This is a genomic window from Bdellovibrio bacteriovorus (genome assembly GCF_041888015.1).
GTDB lineage: Bacteria > Bdellovibrionota > Bdellovibrionia > Bdellovibrionales > Bdellovibrionaceae > Bdellovibrio.
Genome location: NZ_CP168968.1, coordinates 37,816 through 56,403 on the forward strand (window position 1 = coordinate 37,816; position 18,588 = coordinate 56,403).

At 48.5% G+C, this 18,588-nt stretch carries 20 protein-coding genes; 18 read left to right on the top strand and 2 right to left on the bottom strand.

The features are described from left to right. Positions 1 to 13: 13 nt before the first annotated feature. The 10 genes from ACES2G_RS00190 to ACES2G_RS00235 all read left to right on the top strand — a co-directional run bounded on the left by ACES2G_RS00190 (position 14) and on the right by ACES2G_RS00235 (position 7,870). Positions 14 to 586, top strand: a complete 573-nt coding sequence (locus ACES2G_RS00190; protein WP_347358386.1) for a hypothetical protein — start codon at positions 14 to 16, stop codon at positions 584 to 586. Positions 587 to 590: 4 nt separating this feature from the next. Beyond that, the gene (locus tag ACES2G_RS00195) at positions 591 to 1,457 is read left to right on the top strand and encodes a hypothetical protein (RefSeq protein WP_347358385.1); all 867 of its coding nucleotides are present in this window, start codon (positions 591 to 593) and stop codon (positions 1,455 to 1,457) included. Continuing rightward, a complete protein-coding gene (locus tag ACES2G_RS00200) occupies positions 1,441 to 1,632 on the top strand; it encodes a hypothetical protein (protein ID WP_347358384.1) in 192 nt (63 codons plus the stop codon). The genes ACES2G_RS00195 and ACES2G_RS00200 overlap by 17 nt, the downstream gene beginning before the upstream one ends. After that, positions 1,629 to 2,486: a diaminopimelate epimerase gene (dapF, locus tag ACES2G_RS00205; protein ID WP_374000963.1), complete on the top strand. Its 858-nt coding sequence runs from the start codon at positions 1,629 to 1,631 to the stop codon at positions 2,484 to 2,486. Before ACES2G_RS00200 ends, dapF begins: the two co-directional genes overlap by 4 nt. Beyond that, positions 2,483 to 3,364, top strand: coding sequence for a 4-hydroxy-tetrahydrodipicolinate synthase (gene dapA / locus ACES2G_RS00210; RefSeq protein ID WP_347358382.1), 882 nt, complete (start codon positions 2,483 to 2,485; stop codon positions 3,362 to 3,364). The genes dapF and dapA overlap by 4 nt, the downstream gene beginning before the upstream one ends. After that, positions 3,361 to 4,047, top strand: coding sequence for a dihydrodipicolinate reductase C-terminal domain-containing protein (locus tag ACES2G_RS00215; RefSeq protein WP_347358381.1), 687 nt, complete (start codon positions 3,361 to 3,363; stop codon positions 4,045 to 4,047). Before dapA ends, ACES2G_RS00215 begins: the two co-directional genes overlap by 4 nt. Before the next feature lie 14 nt (positions 4,048 to 4,061). Then, positions 4,062 to 4,553 carry a hypothetical protein gene (locus tag ACES2G_RS00220; protein ID WP_374000964.1) on the top strand — a complete coding sequence of 164 codons (492 nt, stop codon included), beginning with the start codon at positions 4,062 to 4,064 and terminating at the stop codon, positions 4,551 to 4,553. 59 nt (positions 4,554 to 4,612) lie between these two features. After that, positions 4,613 to 5,260 carry a fructose-6-phosphate aldolase gene (fsa, locus tag ACES2G_RS00225; protein ID WP_347358379.1) on the top strand — a complete coding sequence of 216 codons (648 nt, stop codon included), beginning with the start codon at positions 4,613 to 4,615 and terminating at the stop codon, positions 5,258 to 5,260. After that, complete coding sequence (locus ACES2G_RS00230) at positions 5,260 to 5,700, top strand: hypothetical protein (RefSeq protein ID WP_347358378.1); 441 nt, start codon at positions 5,260 to 5,262, stop codon at positions 5,698 to 5,700. Before fsa ends, ACES2G_RS00230 begins: the two co-directional genes overlap by 1 nt. A gap of 133 nt (positions 5,701 to 5,833) precedes the next feature. Then, positions 5,834 to 7,870, top strand: coding sequence for a hypothetical protein (locus ACES2G_RS00235; RefSeq protein ID WP_347358377.1), 2,037 nt, complete (start codon positions 5,834 to 5,836; stop codon positions 7,868 to 7,870). Here the strand turns inward: ACES2G_RS00235 and murD are convergent, their stop codons facing one another. Beyond that, a complete protein-coding gene (murD, locus tag ACES2G_RS00240) occupies positions 7,871 to 9,220 on the bottom strand; it encodes a UDP-N-acetylmuramoyl-L-alanine--D-glutamate ligase (protein WP_374000966.1) in 1,350 nt (449 codons plus the stop codon). Between murD and ACES2G_RS00245 the strand changes: the two genes are divergently transcribed. The 3 genes from ACES2G_RS00245 (at position 9,202) to ACES2G_RS00255 (ending at position 11,929) form a co-directional block, all read left to right on the top strand. Continuing rightward, positions 9,202 to 10,668 (top strand): metallophosphoesterase, encoded by a 1,467-nt coding sequence (locus ACES2G_RS00245; protein WP_374000967.1) that lies wholly within the window; start codon positions 9,202 to 9,204, stop codon positions 10,666 to 10,668. The genes murD and ACES2G_RS00245 overlap by 19 nt on opposite strands. Positions 10,669 to 10,755: 87 nt before the next feature. After that, the gene (locus ACES2G_RS00250) at positions 10,756 to 10,950 is read left to right on the top strand and encodes a histone-like protein (protein WP_011162677.1); all 195 of its coding nucleotides are present in this window, start codon (positions 10,756 to 10,758) and stop codon (positions 10,948 to 10,950) included. 76 nt (positions 10,951 to 11,026) lie between these two features. Next, positions 11,027 to 11,929 (top strand): M12 family metallopeptidase, encoded by a 903-nt coding sequence (locus ACES2G_RS00255; RefSeq protein ID WP_374000968.1) that lies wholly within the window; start codon positions 11,027 to 11,029, stop codon positions 11,927 to 11,929. Here the strand turns inward: ACES2G_RS00255 and ligA are convergent. Continuing rightward, a complete protein-coding gene (gene ligA, locus ACES2G_RS00260) occupies positions 11,926 to 13,923 on the bottom strand; it encodes an NAD-dependent DNA ligase LigA (protein ID WP_347358373.1) in 1,998 nt (665 codons plus the stop codon). The genes ACES2G_RS00255 and ligA overlap by 4 nt on opposite strands. A 114-nt stretch (positions 13,924 to 14,037) precedes the next feature. On the opposite strand from ligA, the gene gatC reads away from it, so the two are divergent. Genes gatC through ACES2G_RS00285 form a run of 5 tightly spaced genes read left to right on the top strand, consistent with a single transcriptional unit; the run spans position 14,038 to position 18,588 of the window. After that, positions 14,038 to 14,319, top strand: coding sequence for an Asp-tRNA(Asn)/Glu-tRNA(Gln) amidotransferase subunit GatC (gene gatC / locus ACES2G_RS00265; protein WP_374000969.1), 282 nt, complete (start codon positions 14,038 to 14,040; stop codon positions 14,317 to 14,319). An 8-nt stretch (positions 14,320 to 14,327) separates the two neighbouring features. Next, on the top strand, positions 14,328 to 15,803 hold the full coding sequence (gatA, locus tag ACES2G_RS00270; protein WP_374000970.1) for an Asp-tRNA(Asn)/Glu-tRNA(Gln) amidotransferase subunit GatA: 1,476 nt from the start codon (positions 14,328 to 14,330) through the stop codon (positions 15,801 to 15,803). Beyond that, positions 15,793 to 17,226 (top strand): Asp-tRNA(Asn)/Glu-tRNA(Gln) amidotransferase subunit GatB, encoded by a 1,434-nt coding sequence (gene gatB, locus ACES2G_RS00275; RefSeq protein ID WP_347358370.1) that lies wholly within the window; start codon positions 15,793 to 15,795, stop codon positions 17,224 to 17,226. The genes gatA and gatB overlap by 11 nt, the downstream gene beginning before the upstream one ends. A gap of 14 nt (positions 17,227 to 17,240) precedes the next feature. After that, a complete protein-coding gene (locus tag ACES2G_RS00280; protein WP_347358369.1) occupies positions 17,241 to 18,155 on the top strand; it encodes a Ppx/GppA phosphatase family protein in 915 nt (304 codons plus the stop codon). Further along, the gene (locus tag ACES2G_RS00285; RefSeq protein ID WP_347358368.1) at positions 18,121 to 18,588 is read left to right on the top strand and encodes a DUF192 domain-containing protein; all 468 of its coding nucleotides are present in this window, start codon (positions 18,121 to 18,123) and stop codon (positions 18,586 to 18,588) included. Before ACES2G_RS00280 ends, ACES2G_RS00285 begins: the two co-directional genes overlap by 35 nt.

Below are 18,588 nucleotides of genomic sequence, written 5' to 3' on the forward strand. Positions count from 1 at the left end.
CAAGGAGGAATTTATGTTCAAGGCTCTTATTGCAGCCCTAGGTTTGGCGTTCTCTGTTAATGCGGTTGCAGCACCATCTGTAACGGACGTTCTGGTTCAGGCACAAATGCCTGGTATCCTGGAACAAGCTCAAACAACTGGTTTGGACTGGAAAGTTGGCGACAGAGCTGACTACAGCGTAGACATGGGCTTCATCAAAGGCTCCATGATCATGTCTGTAAAGTCTATCGGCGCTGATGGCATCTGGTTGAATCAGGATGTGGATCTTGGTTTTGCTGGTAAGCAAAAAATGGAAATGTTGATCGATCCAAACACTGGCGAAACTAAAAAATTGTTGGTGAACGGTAAAGAACAGCAAATCCCTAAGCAAGACGTAGAAGTGATCGAAGTTAAAGAAGATCGCATCACAGTTCCAGCGGGCACTTTCGATTGCATCCACGCTCGTTTGAAAAACAAAGAAGACAACTCTGAGATCAATGCTTGGATCAACCCACAGCAAATCCCAATGTCCGGTCTTTTGAAACAAGTGGCTCCAAGCCAGTTCGGTAACGTGACTGTTGCTTTGAAGTCTTTCCAAAAGAAATAGTTCAATGAAGTTGAAGTTCTTAAGAGCCGCTGTTTCAGCGGCTCTTACTCTTTCCAGCCCTTTCGTTTTTGCTCAGGCCAAAGCTCTCAAGTCTGAGACCTATAAAGACATTATTGAAAAAGCCTACAATTTGAGTTTGCAGCGAGATCGCCAACAGGCTCTCAATATTCTTTCCAGTGCAATTCAAAGAGAAACCCGTCCGCAAGCCATCAGTGAGCTGAAAAAGACCGTGAACGAGGTTTCAAACATCTTCTTTAGCGATAAGGCCCAGCAGCTTTTTGAAACCGGTGTTTCGTTGCGTAAAACTGAGCTCAATCAAGCCCTGGATAAGGTTGCAGAGGCGGCCCGGATTGAGCCCGACAACTTCCCTATTGTGAATGAACTCTCCCGGCTGATGATTGCCAAGGGTGATTGCAAAGGCGGTCTTGAGACTGTCAGAAAGCAGCTTTTGGTGGTTCCCTTTGATGAGGAACTGAAGCTGACTCAAGCCCAAGCTCTGGCATGCCAGTCCAAATGGGTTGAGTACCAAAAAGTCGCCGATACGGTTGCCATCAAAAAAAGCCCTCAACAGAAGTATTGGTATGCCTTAGAAGTGCAAAAGTACCTGGATCTGAATAATCCTGTTAAAACTCAGGAATCCTTGGGTCTCCTTAAGAAGGCGGACGACAAATATCCAGAGTCTTTCTATTGGATTTGGAAGGTCAGCCAGGCGCAGAAAAGTCCGAATTCAGAGGAAGCTCAGAAATACGTGATGACCTGCAAAAACATTTCAGCGAACCAGTATAGACAGTATATGATAGACCCCATGCTTTGTCGCCGTATCACCGAGGTGGAAGGCGATTTGAAGGGGATCAATGGAACACCTGAATAAAACGATCTTGTTGGCGGTTCTGACCTTGGCGATATCCGGCTGTGGAGTGAAGGGACGTCCTCTTCCTCCGCTGAACCCGGCGCCTTTGGGGCGTGGAGAGCCTACATTCAAAGACGCGACCCCGACAACGCCTGTTAAAAAGAAAACCAAGGACTCAGAGGTTGGCGAGCCATGAGTGGTTTTTTGCCAATTACAATCACGAAGATGTCTGGGGCGGGAAATACCTTTGCCCTGGTGGATGCTCGTGAGGGTTCCGCTTGGAAAGATATCGAAAGTCATTTGAAGATGACCCGCCCCCAATTTGCCAAGCTGGTTTGTGACCGGGTTTTGGGTGTGGGCACGGATGGATTTCTTTTGATCGAATCCGGCTCTGAGGGCTTTGATTATAACTGGGACTTCTATAACAACGACGGTTCCACGGCAGAGATGTGCGGAAACGCTGCCCGCTGCGCAGCCCGATTTTGTTATGAAAATCTGGGTGGCAACAGCACAGGCGCGTTGCGCTTTAAAACCGGAGCTGGTCTGGTGATTGCCAATGTTCTGGGTAACACCCGCATTCGTGTGCGCATGCCCGAGGCGCGATTCATTCAGGAACAAATTGAGCTAAAAACCAAATCCAGTTCAACAGAAAAATTTGCGTTGGTGAATACGGGCGTTCCGCATTTGGTTCAGAAAATACATGCCTTTTCAGACACAGTTGCATTAAAGGATATGGCGCGCGAAGCACGTTCACATCATGACTTGCAGCCCGCGGGGGCTAATGTCACGTTCTATGCCGAGGAAGCCGCCGGGAAGATCCGTGCGGTGACATTCGAGCGTGGCGTTGAGGATTACACTCTGGCCTGTGGAACCGGCGCTGTTGCCGCTGCATTTGTGCATGCCAAGCAGACCCAGGAATCCCGCATTGAGGTGCAGATGCCAGGCGGTGTGATGTTTGTGAACTTCATTGAAGGCGATCCCCGCCCGTTGATGGAAGGGGATGCTGTGTTTATTGGTGATTTTAAATATAATCTCGAGGTGGTTGGATGAAAAATTTCAGAGGAACTTTCACGGCGTTGATTACGCCATTCAAAAACGGAAAAATTGATTTTGCCTCTTTGGATAAGCTGGTGAAGCACCAACTGCAAAATGGCGTTGATGGCTTTGTTGTAAATGGCACCACCGGGGAAAGCCCGACTTTGACGGGTCCGGAAAAGGCCGAGCTGTTCCAGCATCTGCGCAAAGTTTGCGGCGACAAGGTTCCTTTAATCATGGGAACAGGCTCTAACAATACCGCGCAAACAATTGAGGACTCTCGCAAAGCTGAACAACTGGGAGCAGACGCTATTTTAGTGGTGGTTCCCTACTACAACAAACCACCACAGCGTGGTTTGTATGAGCACTTCAAGGCTGTTGCCAGTTCAGTCAAGATTCCAACGATTCTGTATAACGTTCCCGGTAGAACCATCACGTCTCTGTCCACGGAAACCATTCGTGATCTGTCGAAAGTGACTGGTGTTATCGGGATCAAGGATGCGACCGGGAAAATTGATATTGCCAATGAACTGATCGCAGCTTGTGGTAAAGAGTTTGTGATGCTTTCCGGTGACGATGGAACTTATGTGGAATTCCTGGGCGCCGGTGGACACGGAGTGATCTCTGTAGCGACACATGTGATTCCAGCGCAAATGGTGCAGTGGAAAAAATGGGTTTCTGAGGGGGCTATCGAAAAAGCCCGTGCTGACATCGCGAAGTACAACGACCTGATTAATTTACTTTTCGTCGAGGCCAATCCGATCCCGGTGAAGAAAGCTGTTCAGCTTTTGGGTTTGATTGAATCCGCCGAACTTCGTTTGCCGTTGGTGGAGTTGACCCCCGAGCATACAGACAGCCTTCGTGCTGAGATGAAAAAAGTGGGTCTGCTGTGAAAAAAATCAAAGTCGGATTGGTCGGCTCTGCCGGCCGCATGGGAAAAGAGATCTCGGCTGTTATTGAAGCCAACCCACGCTGCGAGCTGTCCTATGCTCCTTTGCGCGGCGAAAAGTGGGATGGTAAAAAAGCTGCTGCCGTGGATGTCTGGATTGACTTTTCTTCGCCCGAAGCGCTGAAGGATGTTCTGAAGAAAGCTTCCGAGCACAAAACACCGGTTGTATGTGGAACGACGGGTTTTTCCAAAAAAGAGAAAGACCTTCTAAAGCAGTACAGCAAAAAAATCCCCGTCTTGTGGTCTTCCAATATGAGTCTGGGCGTGGCAGTGCTAAACGAAGCGTTGAAGTCCTTGGCAGCTATTTCACACTTTGATTTTCAGGTTGAAGAAATTCACCACAATCGCAAAAAAGATCGTCCTTCAGGAACGGCCATTACACTGCAGGAAAATCTGGAGAAAGCTGTCGGTAAAAAATTACCAGATGCGTTGGCTATTCGCGGTGGCGGCGTCTTTGGGGTTCATAAGATTTTCGCCATGAGTGATGAAGAGGTTCTGACCTTTGAACACACGGCCTTGAATCGCACTGTTTTTGCTAAAGGATCTGTGCAGGCCGCCGAATGGCTGGTGAAGCAGAAGCCGGGTCTTTATCAGATTCGCGATGTTTTGTTCGGGAAGAAAAAATGAGTTCGAAGAGGCATATGGCGCTGATCTATCTCACGTTGGACTTGGTCGGCGGGGTGGATAAATCCAAAAAACTTTTGGAAAAGCTGTCAGAATGTGGGGAGATCGTTGCGATCTCCTCTGTTTATAAACGTTATCTTACAGAGGAGCGTCAGGATCTGAGTGCGCGCATGGAATTTGTTGTGCGCTTTGAGACGCCCTTATCTGTGGATCAGTGTCTGCATCTGGTTTTGTCCCAGTGTGAACAAGGGGCGCCAGGATTGCTTCAGCGCAGCCATGCAGAGCTGACACTTCTCACTTTTGACGACATGATCGTGATGTCGCCGCGGCTGACTCTCCCCTACCCGCAAATGCACCAGGACCCGATGATTATTCGCTGTGCCGCAGAGGCTTGGGGGGCTTATGAGCATCCCATCTATCAAAAAAGTTTAAGCGAAATTGCCAAGTCAGCACAGCCCGCAAGACAGGCGGAGTTTTATATTCAGGGTAAAAGCCTGGTTGATTTTTAAAATCAGCCAACGTACAAATTGTAAGTATCTAAAATCACTGACTAGACCTGGAGTTTCCCATGAAGTTTTTCATCGACACAGCTGAAATTGAAGAAATCAGACAAGCCAACCTGCGTGGGTGGGTTGATGGTGTTACCACAAATCCTTCTTTGATCGCAAAAAGCGGCAAAGACTTCCATACCGTGATCAAAGAAATCTGCAAAGAAATCGCAGGTCCAGTGTCGGCGGAAGTAATCAGCCTTCAACACGAAGAAATGGTTCGTGAAGGGAAAGAGCTGGCAAAACTTGCTTCCAACGTGGTTGTGAAGATTCCAATGTGTGAAGATGGCATGATCGCCGTAAAAAAACTAAAGGCCGAAGGTATTAAGACCAACGTCACATTGGTGTTCTCGCCTATGCAAGCTTTACTAGCTGCCAAAGCGGGAGCAACAATGGTTTCTCCATTCGTAGGCCGTCTTGACGACATTGGCGTTGAGGGTATGCAGATGGTTGATCAGGTTATCCAGATGTACCGCAACTATGATTTCGATACTGAAGTCCTGGTTGCAAGTGTGCGCAGCCCGATGCATATCCAAATTGCCGCAGAGATGGGTGCCGATATCGCGACTATTCCATTTAAAGTAATGCAGCAGATGACTCACCACCCGCTGACTGACAAAGGCATCAAGGCCTTTATGGATGACTGGAATAAGGCACAGAAGAAATAATGAATAAACTTTCTTTGTTATTTGTCTTTCTTGCGACTGTTCTTTTGTCCAGTTGTCGTACTGGAGGCGTTGTCCTGCGTGAGACGCCTCTGAACCTCAGCGAGACTCGTCGTGTAGTTATGTCGGTTATTGGTGAGCCTCGTTCGGTCAGCCAGAACGGACGCGAGATGACTTCCCGATATTACGACAAAAAAGGCAGCAATATCGAGAAGATGGATATGGCCAAAGAAAGATTCTACACGCACGTCACTATTCTTGGGGACCGTCGTCCCTATGATGTCCAGGTCCAGGTTCTGGTCGAAGGTCGTAACGAAGACGGGGGTTTTGACCTCCGCGACCGCGATGACGACAGAGCCGCGCCCATCGCGGAAAAGCTGCGCCAGGCGCTTAACCAAAGTCGCGACAGTCGTAACGTTATTGACGACTTCCGTTCCTTCTAAATACGATAAAGACTAGTCAGAAATGACTATTCTTCTAAAGAGGTGAATGTTGCAAGGACTGCGACTTAAGCGGTTGTTGATACCGCTGACCGTATTTGCTGGATGCTTATACTGGTCAAGCCCTACGGGTGGCTTGAAGTTCATTCCTATTTACGATGCGCTTGTCATCAAGGCTCAAAAAAATTCTCCACCACATATCGCCTTCGAAGAAATGCTTGAGTCTGAGAGGCAACTTTCAGAGTGGGCCCGAATCGAAAAAATCAAACCATTGAATCTGGCTTCTGAAAAAACATCGGCTCCACTATTTGCAAAAAAAATTGAGCTGACAGAAATGGTGATTCAAAAAACGCCCGAACGATTTGTGGCTCAGGCAATGCCGGCATCACAATCAGAAACTATTGATAGCGATCCGTCAGCCTGGATGAATGAGCTTCCGCCGTCGCAAGCCAAGCGTCTGCAAGCGGCACAACAGAAAAACGAAGTGCTTTCTCAGGATTGGAGTCAGCCTGCGTGGTCGGATATGGCGCGCGAGGTTCTGGCAAAATCCGGTATCACGGCAGGCGCTGCAGCGACCAACCCTAAAGTTTATGTTGCTGGTGTGGATGCCAAAGGGCGTGCGAATACATCTGTTCCCAAGGCGGACGTTTATGTGCCGTCCAGAAACGAATCTGCAGAAGAAGACCAAAATCTTCCGTCTTATGGGTTGGTTGAAGAAAAGCCAGCGGGGACTCGTTCTATTTCCGGACCCCTGGAAATCACGGGCGGCTTGGCGGTGACCAATGAGCACCACATCGAAATTCGCCGCAGTGACGAAGGTGTTCTGAAAGAACTGGGTCGTGTGAACCTGGTACAGGGACAATATAATATTGATGTCGAAGATGTGACCGGATCTATTGTGGCTAAGCTTGTGGATAAAGAAGGAAAGACCCTGGGTGAGGGTAGCTTCCGTTTGAACCGCGTGGCGTCCGTTGGCCAGAATAATCTTCAAGGTCCTAAAATCCGCATTGAACCGCATCCTGACTTTGCCGGTATTGTGACAAGTGCTTACAACCCACGCCCTGACGACTCGGCCCCAGCGAAAACTTTAGTAACATTTGTAAAGGGCGCGAAAGAAGTCGCTCCGAAAAAAGACGGCTCGGTGGCGATGGATAATGTGACCCGTGGATCAACCACCGTGGTCAGGGCTGCTGCTCCTTCGCACATGCAGACAGCGTCCATTGTTGTGTCTGGTTCCGAGTTCAAGACTCCGCTTTATCCAAACACAATGATCCAGGCCTTGCAGGACATTCTTTCCCAGCAGCGCCAAATGTCCTTTGACGGAGCTCCCAGTGTGATCTGGGGTAAAGTGACCTTGGATGGAAAAAGCCTTTCTGGAATCGAAGTTCAGGTGGAGTCCGATCAGAGTCTGGTGCCAGTTTACTTTAATCAGTTCATGCTTCCTGATCCAAGTCTGCGTGCGACCAGCGAAAACGGTCTTTATGCGTTTGTGGATGCGTCTCCAGGTTTCCACTCTTTGCTGGCAACACGCTCAGACGCCATCTTGGGTTATCAGAATATTGTTGTGGAAGAAGGCTCTGTTGCTCAGGGTGATATTGCTTCCACAATCAAAAATGAATCTGTTCCGCTACGGGTTTACGATGCCTTTACAGGCGAAGCTGTGACAGGCCTTGTGACCATGCAAAGTCTTTCTGAGGAATTGCAAGTTACCGGAGTAGCAACGGTCACGCTGCCGAACTTGAAAAGATACGGCCTGATGCGTGTTCAGCCAGAGGGCGCGGACTATGTGGCGGCCAGATATGTTTATAATGACAACGATGAATTTGTGCATGCACCGGTGGTCCACTGGTCCTGGTTGAGTGCGATTAAGAACTACCTGAAAATTGATGATCTGCCTTCTGCGGGTGTGATCGTGGGCTTTGTTCCGGATGAAAACTTTGAGGTTTATCTGGCAGCTTACGACAGCATCAATCCTCGTCAGATCGTTTACTTCGATATGCAGGGACGCATCCTGCAAAACGGCAAAGGTATTGCCGGTGGTGGCTTCATTATCTACAACGTGCCTGAAGACATTCATGAAGTGGTTGTTGTCGGCGAAAGAACGCAGAAGATCTATTCGCGTGTTCTTCCTGTCGATCCGAACACGCTATCCATTCTGAATTTCAGAGAATAATTATCGCGCGAATTCGCGAACGATTTCTTTAAAAACATCGCCGCGGTCCTCGAAAGACTTGAAGGCATCAAGGCTGGTGCCCCCAGGACTTAGCAAAACGGTGTCGGCAGGTTTTGCTTGAGATAAAACAAATTCCATTGCGTCTTGCATGCTGAGATAGGACTTGCCTGGCAAAGTGGATTTGTTTTGAGCAATCTGTCGACACTCGCCGAAGAAGACAAACTCAGTATTCTGCAAACCCTCCAACGGCTTCAGATCCTGCCAGGGAAGATTTTTGTCCCGGCCGCCAAGTAACAGCCAAAGTTTGCCAGCTCGTTGAAGGGTGTCATGAGCTGCAGTGGCGGCAATCAGAACGCTGTCCATGGCTGTGGCTTTGCTGTCATTGATGAAGCGCACACCTTTAAAGGTTCCGACACTTTCCAGACGATGTGCAAGGCCCTTGAAGGACTTCATTCCTTCGATGGCACTCGCTGGCCAACCCGCGGCCAGAGCCAAAGAACTCGCCAAAGCAAGATTGTCCTGATTGTGTTGGCCGATCAGTTCAGCTTTCTCCAGATGAAGATCTGCCACGGACGGATCTTTGCGGGAAATGACTTGAATCTGATGGGCAGAGCCGTTTTTGTTGAAGTACTCTACCAGATCCCCGCCTTCGCGGTTCAGCAAAAGCGCATTCTTTGTCAAAGACAGAATCTTCCACTTGGTTTTGTAGTAGTGTTCAAGATTGTCGTAGCGCTCAAGATGGTTGGAGGTAAAATAGGTAATAGCGGAATATTCCAGCTTCAAGCCATCACAGTTTTCCAATTGATAGCTGGAAAGCTCTAAAATCACCCAATCAGCACGGGGACGTTTTTTTTCCAAAACATCGGCGGCATAGTCCGCAAAAGGCGTCCCAAGATTACCCCCGACAAAGCCGGTTTGGGAAAATGCATGAAGACCTGCGCCCAATATGGATACGGTGGTGCTTTTTCCCACAGAGCCCGTGACACCAATAAGCTTCTCAGTTTCGAGTGTTGCACAGGCCAAAGAGATCTCACTGGTGATGGTAACGCCAGTTTTATGCGCCTCTTGAATCCACGGGGATGCCAAAGGCACTCCGGGAGAGACCACCAGAGTGCGCGGGGCGCCTTGTGCCATAAGGGCCTGTGGATCACGAAAGTGAGCCGATTCCAATTTGCCATCAAAAGTAAGAACGGATTCCGGCTTATAGCCAGCCAATAGGAGAAGGCGTCGAGCGGCTTCACCACTTTTGCCCATGCCGACAATTGCAATTGGAGTCTTCAGGTTCTTGATAAATTCTTTCATCTGCACGATCATAATCGTGGGAGGCAGCTTTGCCCACTTTTTTTTCAAGACCCTTTCCTGATTTTAAAACATCTTCGCACACCGCGATTATTAGCGATTTGCATTTGTGCGAGGCCGAGCCGGTCAACCTGCGCTTTCCTCTGTGGAAAAAATTTAAAACGCGACAGTTCTTTTTTGACGACGTTTTTGAGTCTTTCTTAAAACACTGCGAAGAACGTGCGCAAGGGGCTCCGGTGGAGCTGGTGCTCAATGGCGATATTTTCGACTTTGACAGTGTTTTAAAAATGCCTGATGAGCCTGTTTTTCACATGAGCTGGCTGGAAAAGCACCGGGGACTTTTTCCTATTGAAGAGCGTTCCCGCTATAAGATTGAAGTGATACTGCAGGATCATGCTGAATGGATTCGGGCTTTGCGAGAGTTTGTTCTTCGCGGGAACCGGGCCGTCTTTGTTATTGGTAATCATGATCTGGAGCTGCATTTTGCGGAAGTGCAGGCCGAGATTTATAAACATCTAGCTTTGCCGGACGACAAGCAGATGCAGGTGCGTTTTGTCGAATGGTTCTACATCAGCAATCAGGATACTTTGATTGAACACGGCAATCAGTACGATCCGTATTGCATGTGTGAAGACCCCATCAATCCCTATGTTCGAGGTTATAATTTCGTATCTTTAAAGCTGCCTTTTGGGAATCTGGCGTGTCGCTATCTGATGAATGGCATGGGATTCTTTAATCCCCATGTGGACAGCAACTATATCATGTCCATTCCTGAGTATATTCGGTTCTTCTTGAAGTATATGCTGCGCGCTCAACCCGGGCTGGTGTTGACCTGGTTCTGGGGATCTGTAGTCACATTACTACACTCGTTCTTTGATCGTTTGGCGGCTCCGATTCGCAACCCCCTGAAGATTGAGGATCGTGTGGCCTTTATCGCAGAAAAAGCCAATGCGGAACCTCGCATGGTCCGCGAATTGAAGGAACTTTTTGTGGCTCCCGCAGCCAGCAATCCCTTTTTATTGGCGCGAGAGTTGTGGCTGGATCGGGCGTTTATTATTTTTGTGGCCTTCTATCTGATCTTCCAGTTGATGGTGGTGGTTCGATCTATTTATGAGATCTCGTTCTTTTGGGCATTTATTCCGTTGTTCATGCTTTTGCCGTTCTTCCTGTTTTACAGTAAGTCTGTCACATCATTGGTCTCTGGGTATAAAGAACCCGATGATCGTGTGTTGGCGATGACCAGTGCTATTACAAAGGTCAATCGCATAGTTTATGGGCATACTCACCACACCCGCCACGAGATCATCGGATCCGTCGAACATTTGAACAGTGGTTGCTGGTCGCCAGCTTTTTTAGATGTGGAGTGTACCAAGCCTCTGGATCAAAAAACTTTTGTATGGATATCTCCAAGCGAAAGCGGAGCAAGGCAGGCAGAGCTTTTCAAGTTTGTTGATGGCAAGGCAGAGCTCTTGTTGAACCCGGGCCGCTCTATAAATTAGTGCGGCGCAAGAAGATTTCATATTGTCAATCCCAGGACCCTATGCAAACCTTTTATTGTTCGTTTAACATGGATGGAGAGGTATATCATGGCAGAGGTACTTGTAGTAACAAGCAAAGTTAAAAAACTTATCAAAGAAAAAGGTCAAATGAACACATCTGCTGAGACTATCGACGTACTCAGTAAGGCAATTGAGCAACTTTGCTTGAAAGGTGTTGAGAGCGCGAAAGCTGACGGTCGTAAGACTGTAATGGCTCGTGACATCGTTATCGACCACCTATAATTTCGGTCGAAAGCCTTAACGAGGCATTTGTAAAACCCACGGCTTATCCCCGTGGGTTTTTGTTTTTGGGGGATATATGAAAAAATGGATTCCCGTAGCAACCTTTGGGGCCTTGATTGCTGCCTTCTATTTCTATCAGTCAAACCTAACAGAACCGACTCATGAAACCCTTCCGGAGACGTCAGCTTCGCTGACGGCACCAGCTCCAGATGCCCGCGACAAGGGGACTTCATCCTCATCAATTGAAAATGTACCTTTAGAGCCAATGTCGGATGTTGAACAGGCGAAGGCCCACTTTTCAGCGCCGACTGCTGATGCTGTTACTTATGTCATGGAAGATGGTGTGGCTGTCGTTAACGAAGACATTGTTGTCGGAGTTCCTCGCAGCGCCAAGATGCAGGGCTCAGTCAGCTTTGAGTCCTTACGGCTTTGGGAAGACGGCGTGGTGCCCTTTCATATCCAGGGTGATTTGGAAGGAAAAGAGCGGGTGATTCAGGCTATCGCAATGTTTGCGGACACGCCCATCAAGTTTGTTCCTTTTAGCAATCAGGCTGATGCGCTGGTATTTGAAACGGGCTCTGGCTGCAAATCTTATTTGGGGAAGGTGGGGGGACATCAGCCCATTTGGATTTCTCCGGCGTGTTCTTCTCGCGATATTGCTCACGAAATCATGCATGCGCTGGGTTTTATTCACGAGCAAAACCGCAGTGACCGAGATCAGTTCGTCAGTATTGTCTGGGAAAATATCCAGGATGCCTTCAAGCATAATTTTGAGCTTTTCCCGCAAAGTCTTATGGTCCTGAGCGGACAGAGCCCTTTTGATTTTGAATCAATCATGCTTTATCAGGCAACGGCCTTCGGAAAAAACAACAACGAACCAACCATCTTGCCGAAAACTGAAGGCAAGATCATTGCCCCCAGCGCAGTGTTAAGTGCGGCTGATACGTTGCGATTGGAACGAGTTTACGGAAGTCGCTAGAGCATCTTTTGAAGATCATCCCAGGAGATGATCTTCACTCCTAGAGTTTGCGCCTTTTCGACCTTGGAGCCAGGATCATCGCCGACGACCAAATAGTTCAACTTGGAAGAAACTGATCCCAGAATTTTTCCACCATTCTTCTCAATAATGTCTTTGGCATCATCTCGCTTAATCGGCAATGTGCCCGTGATCAGGAAGCTCATTCCGGACAAAGCCCCCTCTAAAGAACGCAGGGGCTCGGCAAGCTTCACGCCCAGTTGAAGCATTTGGTGCACGTCATCCACAAGACGTTCATTCGAAGTCCAATCCCGGATGGATTTGGCCACCTTGGGGCCGATCTCGGGCACCAACAGCAGCTCCTCTTCGCTGGCTTGCAGAAACTTATCAATCGTCAGGAAGTGATCCGCCAGATGTTTGCCAGTTTGTTCACCCACAAAACGAATACCCAAGGCGAAGATGAAACGCGCTAGCGTGGGGTGTTTGCTGTTCTCAATGGAATTGATAATGTTTTCAGCGGACTTGTCGCCCTGGCGGTCCAGAGAAAGAATGCTTTCCTTTGTCAGGCGATAGAAATCCGAAAAGCTGGCCAGTAGCTTGTTGTCCACCAAAGTTTCAATCAGACGATCCCCGACCTTGTCGATGTTCATCGCACGGCGGGCGACAAAATGTTTCAGGGATTCTTTGACCATAGCAATACAAAGCGGGTTCACACAGCGGGTGACCACTTCGCCCTCTGCCTTGACCGCCTTGGAACCGCAGGCCGGACAGTTTTCAGGAATCACAAAAAGTGTACTGTTCTTCGGGCGCTTTTCTTTTACGACTTCGACAACTTCGGGAATGACATCGCCAGCACGTTGGATGATCACTGTGTCCCCAATATGAATGTCCTTGCGAGTGATCTCATCTTGATTATGCAAAGTCGCGTTGGTGACGGTGACTCCGCCCACCTTGACGGGCTTCATGATCGCAACGGGAGTCAAGGCTCCGGTGCGGCCTACTTGAACAACAATATTCTCAATTGTCGTCAGTGCCTGCTCGGGCTTGAACTTTGCGGCTGTGGCCCAGCGAGGGCTGCGCGCAACAAGGCCCAGATCATCCTGCTGGCGCAGAGAATTGACTTTGATCACGACGCCATCGATATCAAATGGCAGGCCGGGTCTGACCTTTTCGATGTGATGGTAGTACTCCACCACTTCTTCGGGGCCCCGAGCCACACGCAAAAGATCGCCTTGATATTTCAGCACCGTAGGAATGCCGTGTTCTGCAAAATATTCCTGGATGTTCTTTTGTGTCTCAAATGTAATGCCCTCAGTAGCCCCCAGTGCATATCCAAAAAAACGCAAAGGTCGGGAGGCCGCAATTTTTGAATCCAGTTGGCGAACGGTGCCAGCAGCGGCATTGCGAGGATTGGCGAAAGTCTGCAGTCCGTTTTCCTGCTGCATTTCATTGAGCTTTGCGAAGTCCTGCTTGAACATCAGAACTTCTCCGCGCACCTCAAAGAGCTCGGGCGGGTTTTTGTGACTTAATTTTAATGGAACGCTTTTGATAGTTTTGATGTTCTGAGTGACGTCTTCCCCAACCGAGCCGTCGCCACGGGTGATGGCTTTTACAAAATGACCGTTTTCGTAAATTAATTCCATGGAGAGGCCGTCGAACTTCAGTTCGCAGAGATACTCAATAGGTTCATCAGTGTTCAGAAATTTTTTAATGCGCTCATCGAAATCGAAAATATCTTCTGGAGAATAGCTGTTGGCCAGGGAGAGCATCGGCAAACGATGGGGCGCTTTCTCAAAACCGTCTAAAATACTTCCGCCGACCCGTTGAGATGGCGAATCGGTAAGGTCCAGACTTTTACCGGACTTTTCCAGTTCCAGCAGCTCGGCAAAGAGCTTGTCGTATTCAAAATCCGTAATGGTGGGCTTATCAAGAACATGATAGCTATGGTCGTGTTCAGAGATGATCTTCTTAAGCTCTTCGTGACGTTTCTTGGACATGAAATCATTTGTACCATGATTCAAGGTCCAGTCACGAAGAAATTGCGTGTCGTGAGAGTGACGTTGGTGCTGGTTTAAGATAATTTACTAAGTTCTATGCTAAGGAGTTTTCCGATGATTGATAAAAAGACCATTGAGCATATTGCCAAGCTGGCCCGCCTCCATGTGACCGAGGCAGAAGCTCAGGAATACAGCGTCCAGCTGGATAAGGCCCTGGGGCATTTCGAAAAAATCTCCAAAGTAAATACCGCCGGTATTGAGCCTATGATCACTCTGACTGAAATTGAAACTTATTGGCGCGAGGATGTTGTGAAACAGGAATTTACGTCCGAAGAAATGACCAGCAATGCACCGGCAAAGTCCGGGAATCTTTTCCAAGTCCCACCTGTGGTTTAAGGAACGTTATGGATTTAACTTTTGCCACGATTTCAGAGATTGCTGATGCTGTGAAAACAAAAAAAATCAGTGCGAAAGAAGTCACCGCTCACTTCCAAAAGCGCATTGATTCCTTGGATGGAAAACTGAACGCCTTCACATCCAAAAATGAAAACGCGGTGAAAGAGGCCGACATGCTGGACGCCCGTATCGCCAAGGGTGAAGACGTTGGGGTTTTGGCGGGGGTGCCCTTTGGAATTAAAGAAATGTTCTGCACCAAAGGTCAAAGAACCACAGCGGGTTCCAAAATTCTTGAAAACTTTGTGCCGCCCTATGATGCGACGGCGGTGGCCCGTTTGAAAAATGCAGGCGTCATCGTTCTGGGAAAATTAAATCAGGACGAATTTGCAATGGGTTCTTCGAATGAAACTTCTTTCCATGGCCCAGTTAGAAATCCTTGGGACCTGGAGCGAGTGCCGGGAGGATCTTCAGGTGGTTCTGCGGCAGCCCAAGCTGCTCGTTTGGTGGCGGGGACTTTGGGAACAGATACCGGGGGCTCGATTCGCCAGCCAGCCAGTTTCTGTGGAATTGTCGGTGTGAAGCCCACTTACGGTCGGGTCAGTCGTTACGGAATTATTGCTTACGCGTCTTCGCTGGATCAGGCGGGTCCCATGGTCAGCACAGTGAAGGATGCAGCGCTGACGCTGGAAGTGATTTCAGGCTTTGATGCTCAGGATGGAACAACTTCTCAGAAGAAGGTTCCGCAGTGGAGTCAAAATCTCAGCACAAACATGAAGGGCCTGAAGGTCGGCTTGGTGAAAGAATACATGTCTGCTGCCGGCCTTGATTCTGATGTGCAAAAGACTGTGGAAAACGCAGTTGCTGAGTTAAAAAAAATGGGTGCCGAAATTGTCGAAGTGTCCGTGCCACTGACAGAGTATGCGGTTCCGGTCTATTACTTGGTGGCGGCCAGTGAGGCGTCTTCCAATCTTTCCCGTTATGACGGAGTTAAGTACGGATTCAGAGCCGAGTTTAAAAATCTGTCTGCGGTAGATCTGGCGGAATTCTACAGTCAAACCCGTGGCCAGGGCTTCGGAGCCGAGGTCAAACGCCGAATTATGCTGGGGACCTACTGCCTTTCCAGTGGTTACTATGATGCTTATTACACAAAAGCAGGTCAGGTTCGCCGTCTTATCATGGAAGAATATCTTTCCGCCTTCAAGCAATGCGATGTGATCCTCAGTCCGGTGACAACGGCACCCGCCTTCAAAATCGGTGAGCGTATTTCAGACCCATTGGCGATGTACTTAAATGACATCTTCACGACTTCAACAAATCTGGCAGGCCTGCCAGGCATGAGTGTGCCTTTTGGGATGTCCAAAGGCGGCTTGCCGATTGGTGTTCAACTGACAGCAGCTCACTTTGAAGAACAAAAAATGCTAAACGTGGCCTTTGCTTTAGAAGGTGTGTCTTCGGTGAAAGGTAAAAATCCCCATGTCATATAGAGGTTATGAAGCCGTTATCGGCATCGAGATCCATGTGCAGCTGAGCACCAAGACAAAAATATTCTGTGCAGATTCGACATCCTTTGATGCCGGGGATAATGAAAACACCTCCCCCGTCAGCGTGGGCATGCCGGGGACTTTGCCTGTTGTTAATTCCAAGGCCATTGAGTATTCCATTAAAACCGGATTGGCTTTGGGTTGTGATATCAGAAGAAAATCTGTTTTTGCGCGCAAGAACTATTTTTATCCTGATTTGCCAAAGGGCTATCAGATTTCTCAGTATGATTTGCCTATCTGTGAAAATGGCTCGGTGACGTTTGCGGTGGACGGAAAAGAAAAGACTGTCTCCATTACGCGTGCACATATGGAAGAAGACGCAGGCAAGTCCACACACTTCGGTGATTATACACTGATCAACTACAATCGATCGGGCATTCCCTTGTTGGAAGTGGTTTCGGGCCCGGATATTAGGTCACCTGCTGAAGCCGCCGAATACGCCCGTACCGTCCGGCAAATTGTGCGCTATCTTGATGTTTGTGACGGAAATCTTGAAGAGGGTTCTTTACGCTGTGACTGCAACGTTTCAGTACGTAAGCTGGGTGATCCCCAGTTTGGGACCCGTGTAGAGATTAAAAATATCAACTCATTCCGCTTCGTGGAAAAAGCCATCGAGTATGAAATCGAAAGGCAGATTGATGAAGTTGAGCGCGGAGAAAAGATCATTCAGGAAACCCGCTTATGGGATCCGGATAAAAATCGCACGTTCTCAATGCGAAGCAAAGAGGACGCTGAGGACTATAGATACTTTGCGGATCCGGATCTGCTGCCGATTATCGTGACGGACAGCATGATTGAAAAGTTCCGTAAAGAACTTCCCGAGCTACCTATTGCCAGAGCCAAGAGATTTGAAAGTGAGCACGCCCTTCCGGCTTACGATGCCTCGGTTTTGACCATAGAAAAAGATGTGGCAGACTATTATGAGGAAACGGCCAAAGAGGCGAAAAACTTCAAGGCGTCTTCCAACTGGATCATGACGGAACTGATGCGCGAGCTGAACAGTGCCGGGAAGAACATCAAGGACTCCCCGATCAAGCCGACCCAACTGGGGCGCATGATTGTCTTGATCGATCGAGGTACGATTTCCGGCAAAATTGCCAAAACGGTGTTCCAGGAAATGTGGGAGTCCGGAAAAGATCCGGAAGTTATCATCAAAGAAAAAGGTCTGGTGCAGATTTCAGATCCTGGTGCTATTGAAAAAATTGTCGATGAGGTTCTGGCCGCCAATACTCAGGCCGTCGATGATCACCGTTCCGGTAAAAAGAAAAATCTTTTCGGTTTCTTTGTCGGCGCAGTGATGAAAGCCTCCAAAGGTCAGGCAAATCCGGATATGGTAAATAAGATTCTGCTGGAAAAGCTAAAGTAAAGTTAGGAAGAGAAATGAAGAAAGTTGCTGCGCTTGATCTTGGGACAAATACCTTTTTGTGTCTGATTGCCGATGGGGACCAAAACGGAATTCGCAAGGTTCACCGCGATCTGGCCCAGGTGGTTCGTTTGGGGCAAGGGGTTGGTCAAACGGGGGAATTTCACCCCGATGCTTTGGATCGGGCTCGCAAGTGTCTGACGGAATTTAAAAAAGAAATTGATGTGGAAAAAGTCGATCAAATTCTGGCGATGGCAACATCGGCGGCTCGTGATGCGCGCAATGGTCAGGAGCTCTTCCGCATTGGTGAAGAGCTGGGCATTCCCATTGAAATCATTCCTGGCGAAGATGAGGCTCGCATCACTTATCAAGGAGCGACCGCAGGGGCGAAAAATCCCAACCTAACCTCCTTGGTGGTGGACGTCGGGGGCGGATCGACGGAACTGATTGTGGGTCAGGATTCCAATATTCTTTTTGGTGAAAGCTTGGATATCGGCGGGGTTCGTCTGACGGAAAAATTCATCAGCACTCAGCCGGTTAAGGAAGAGGATCGCCGCAGGCTTGAAATGCACATTCAGGAACAACTGCAGAAAGTTCTGCCTGATCTTAAGAACCACAATATTGATCAGATCATTGCGGTTGCGGGGACGCCGACATCTTTGGTGGCTATCGAGGTGGGTGGTTTTGATGAAGCCAAGGTCGACGGATTCTTCCTTAAGAAAGACCGCCTTCATCACTGGGTGGAAGAGTTTGCCCGTACCACAGTCGAAGAAAAAAAGACCAAGTATCAACTTGGTGGACGAGCTGATATTATCTTTGCGGGAGCCTCGATCTTGTTGGCGGTTGTAGAGGCGCTCGGGTTAGAGGGCATGATGGTCTCGACCAAAGGAGTTCGTTATGGAGTTGCGCTTGAAATGCTTAGGTCTCGTTAGTTTTCTTGCAAAGATCAGTTTGTTCTTTGTCCTTATAATGCCGTCGGCTTTCGCCAAAGATTTTGCCAAAAAGAAGATCTCTTTAGGAGGCAAGACCTTTGTCGTAGAGATTGCTGAAACACCGGATCAGCACGAAAGAGGTCTGATGTTCAGGACCAAGATGGGGGAAGATGAAGGGATGCTCTTTATCTTTAAAAACACAGAGACTCGCTTCTTCTGGATGAAGAACACCTTGATTGATTTGTCGATTGGCTATTTTGACAGCGGGATGAAACTGATAGATGTCAAAGAGATGAAATCTGGCAAAGGCGTTCCAGACACGGCTTTACCTTCCTATGCCAGCGCACAACCCGCAAAGTACGCACTTGAAATGAACGCAGGATGGTTTGATAAGAATAAAATAAAACTGGGATCGAAACTGAAGATACACTAG

What these genes read in the sequence shown, in the direction of transcription:
- gatA (WP_374000970.1), top strand. Translation starts at nt 14,328, where the DNA reads ATGGATTTAACTTTTGCCACGATTTCAGAGATTGCTGATGCTGTGAAA.
- ACES2G_RS00250 (WP_011162677.1), top strand. Translation starts at nt 10,756, where the DNA reads ATGGCAGAGGTACTTGTAGTAACAAGCAAAGTTAAAAAACTTATCAAA.
- ACES2G_RS00255 (WP_374000968.1), top strand. Translation starts at nt 11,027, where the DNA reads ATGAAAAAATGGATTCCCGTAGCAACCTTTGGGGCCTTGATTGCTGCC.
- ACES2G_RS00280 (WP_347358369.1), top strand. Translation starts at nt 17,241, where the DNA reads ATGAAGAAAGTTGCTGCGCTTGATCTTGGGACAAATACCTTTTTGTGT.
- dapA (WP_347358382.1), top strand. Translation starts at nt 2,483, where the DNA reads ATGAAAAATTTCAGAGGAACTTTCACGGCGTTGATTACGCCATTCAAA.
- ACES2G_RS00285 (WP_347358368.1), top strand. Translation starts at nt 18,121, where the DNA reads ATGGAGTTGCGCTTGAAATGCTTAGGTCTCGTTAGTTTTCTTGCAAAG.
- dapF (WP_374000963.1), top strand. Translation starts at nt 1,629, where the DNA reads ATGAGTGGTTTTTTGCCAATTACAATCACGAAGATGTCTGGGGCGGGA.
- ACES2G_RS00220 (WP_374000964.1), top strand. Translation starts at nt 4,062, where the DNA reads ATGGCGCTGATCTATCTCACGTTGGACTTGGTCGGCGGGGTGGATAAA.
- ACES2G_RS00195 (WP_347358385.1), top strand. Translation starts at nt 591, where the DNA reads ATGAAGTTGAAGTTCTTAAGAGCCGCTGTTTCAGCGGCTCTTACTCTT.
- ligA (WP_347358373.1), bottom strand. Translation starts at nt 13,923, where the DNA reads ATGTCCAAGAAACGTCACGAAGAGCTTAAGAAGATCATCTCTGAACAC.
- gatB (WP_347358370.1), top strand. Translation starts at nt 15,793, where the DNA reads ATGTCATATAGAGGTTATGAAGCCGTTATCGGCATCGAGATCCATGTG.
- ACES2G_RS00230 (WP_347358378.1), top strand. Translation starts at nt 5,260, where the DNA reads ATGAATAAACTTTCTTTGTTATTTGTCTTTCTTGCGACTGTTCTTTTG.
- ACES2G_RS00190 (WP_347358386.1), top strand. Translation starts at nt 14, where the DNA reads ATGTTCAAGGCTCTTATTGCAGCCCTAGGTTTGGCGTTCTCTGTTAAT.
- ACES2G_RS00200 (WP_347358384.1), top strand. Translation starts at nt 1,441, where the DNA reads ATGGAACACCTGAATAAAACGATCTTGTTGGCGGTTCTGACCTTGGCG.
- gatC (WP_374000969.1), top strand. Translation starts at nt 14,038, where the DNA reads ATGATTGATAAAAAGACCATTGAGCATATTGCCAAGCTGGCCCGCCTC.
- fsa (WP_347358379.1), top strand. Translation starts at nt 4,613, where the DNA reads ATGAAGTTTTTCATCGACACAGCTGAAATTGAAGAAATCAGACAAGCC.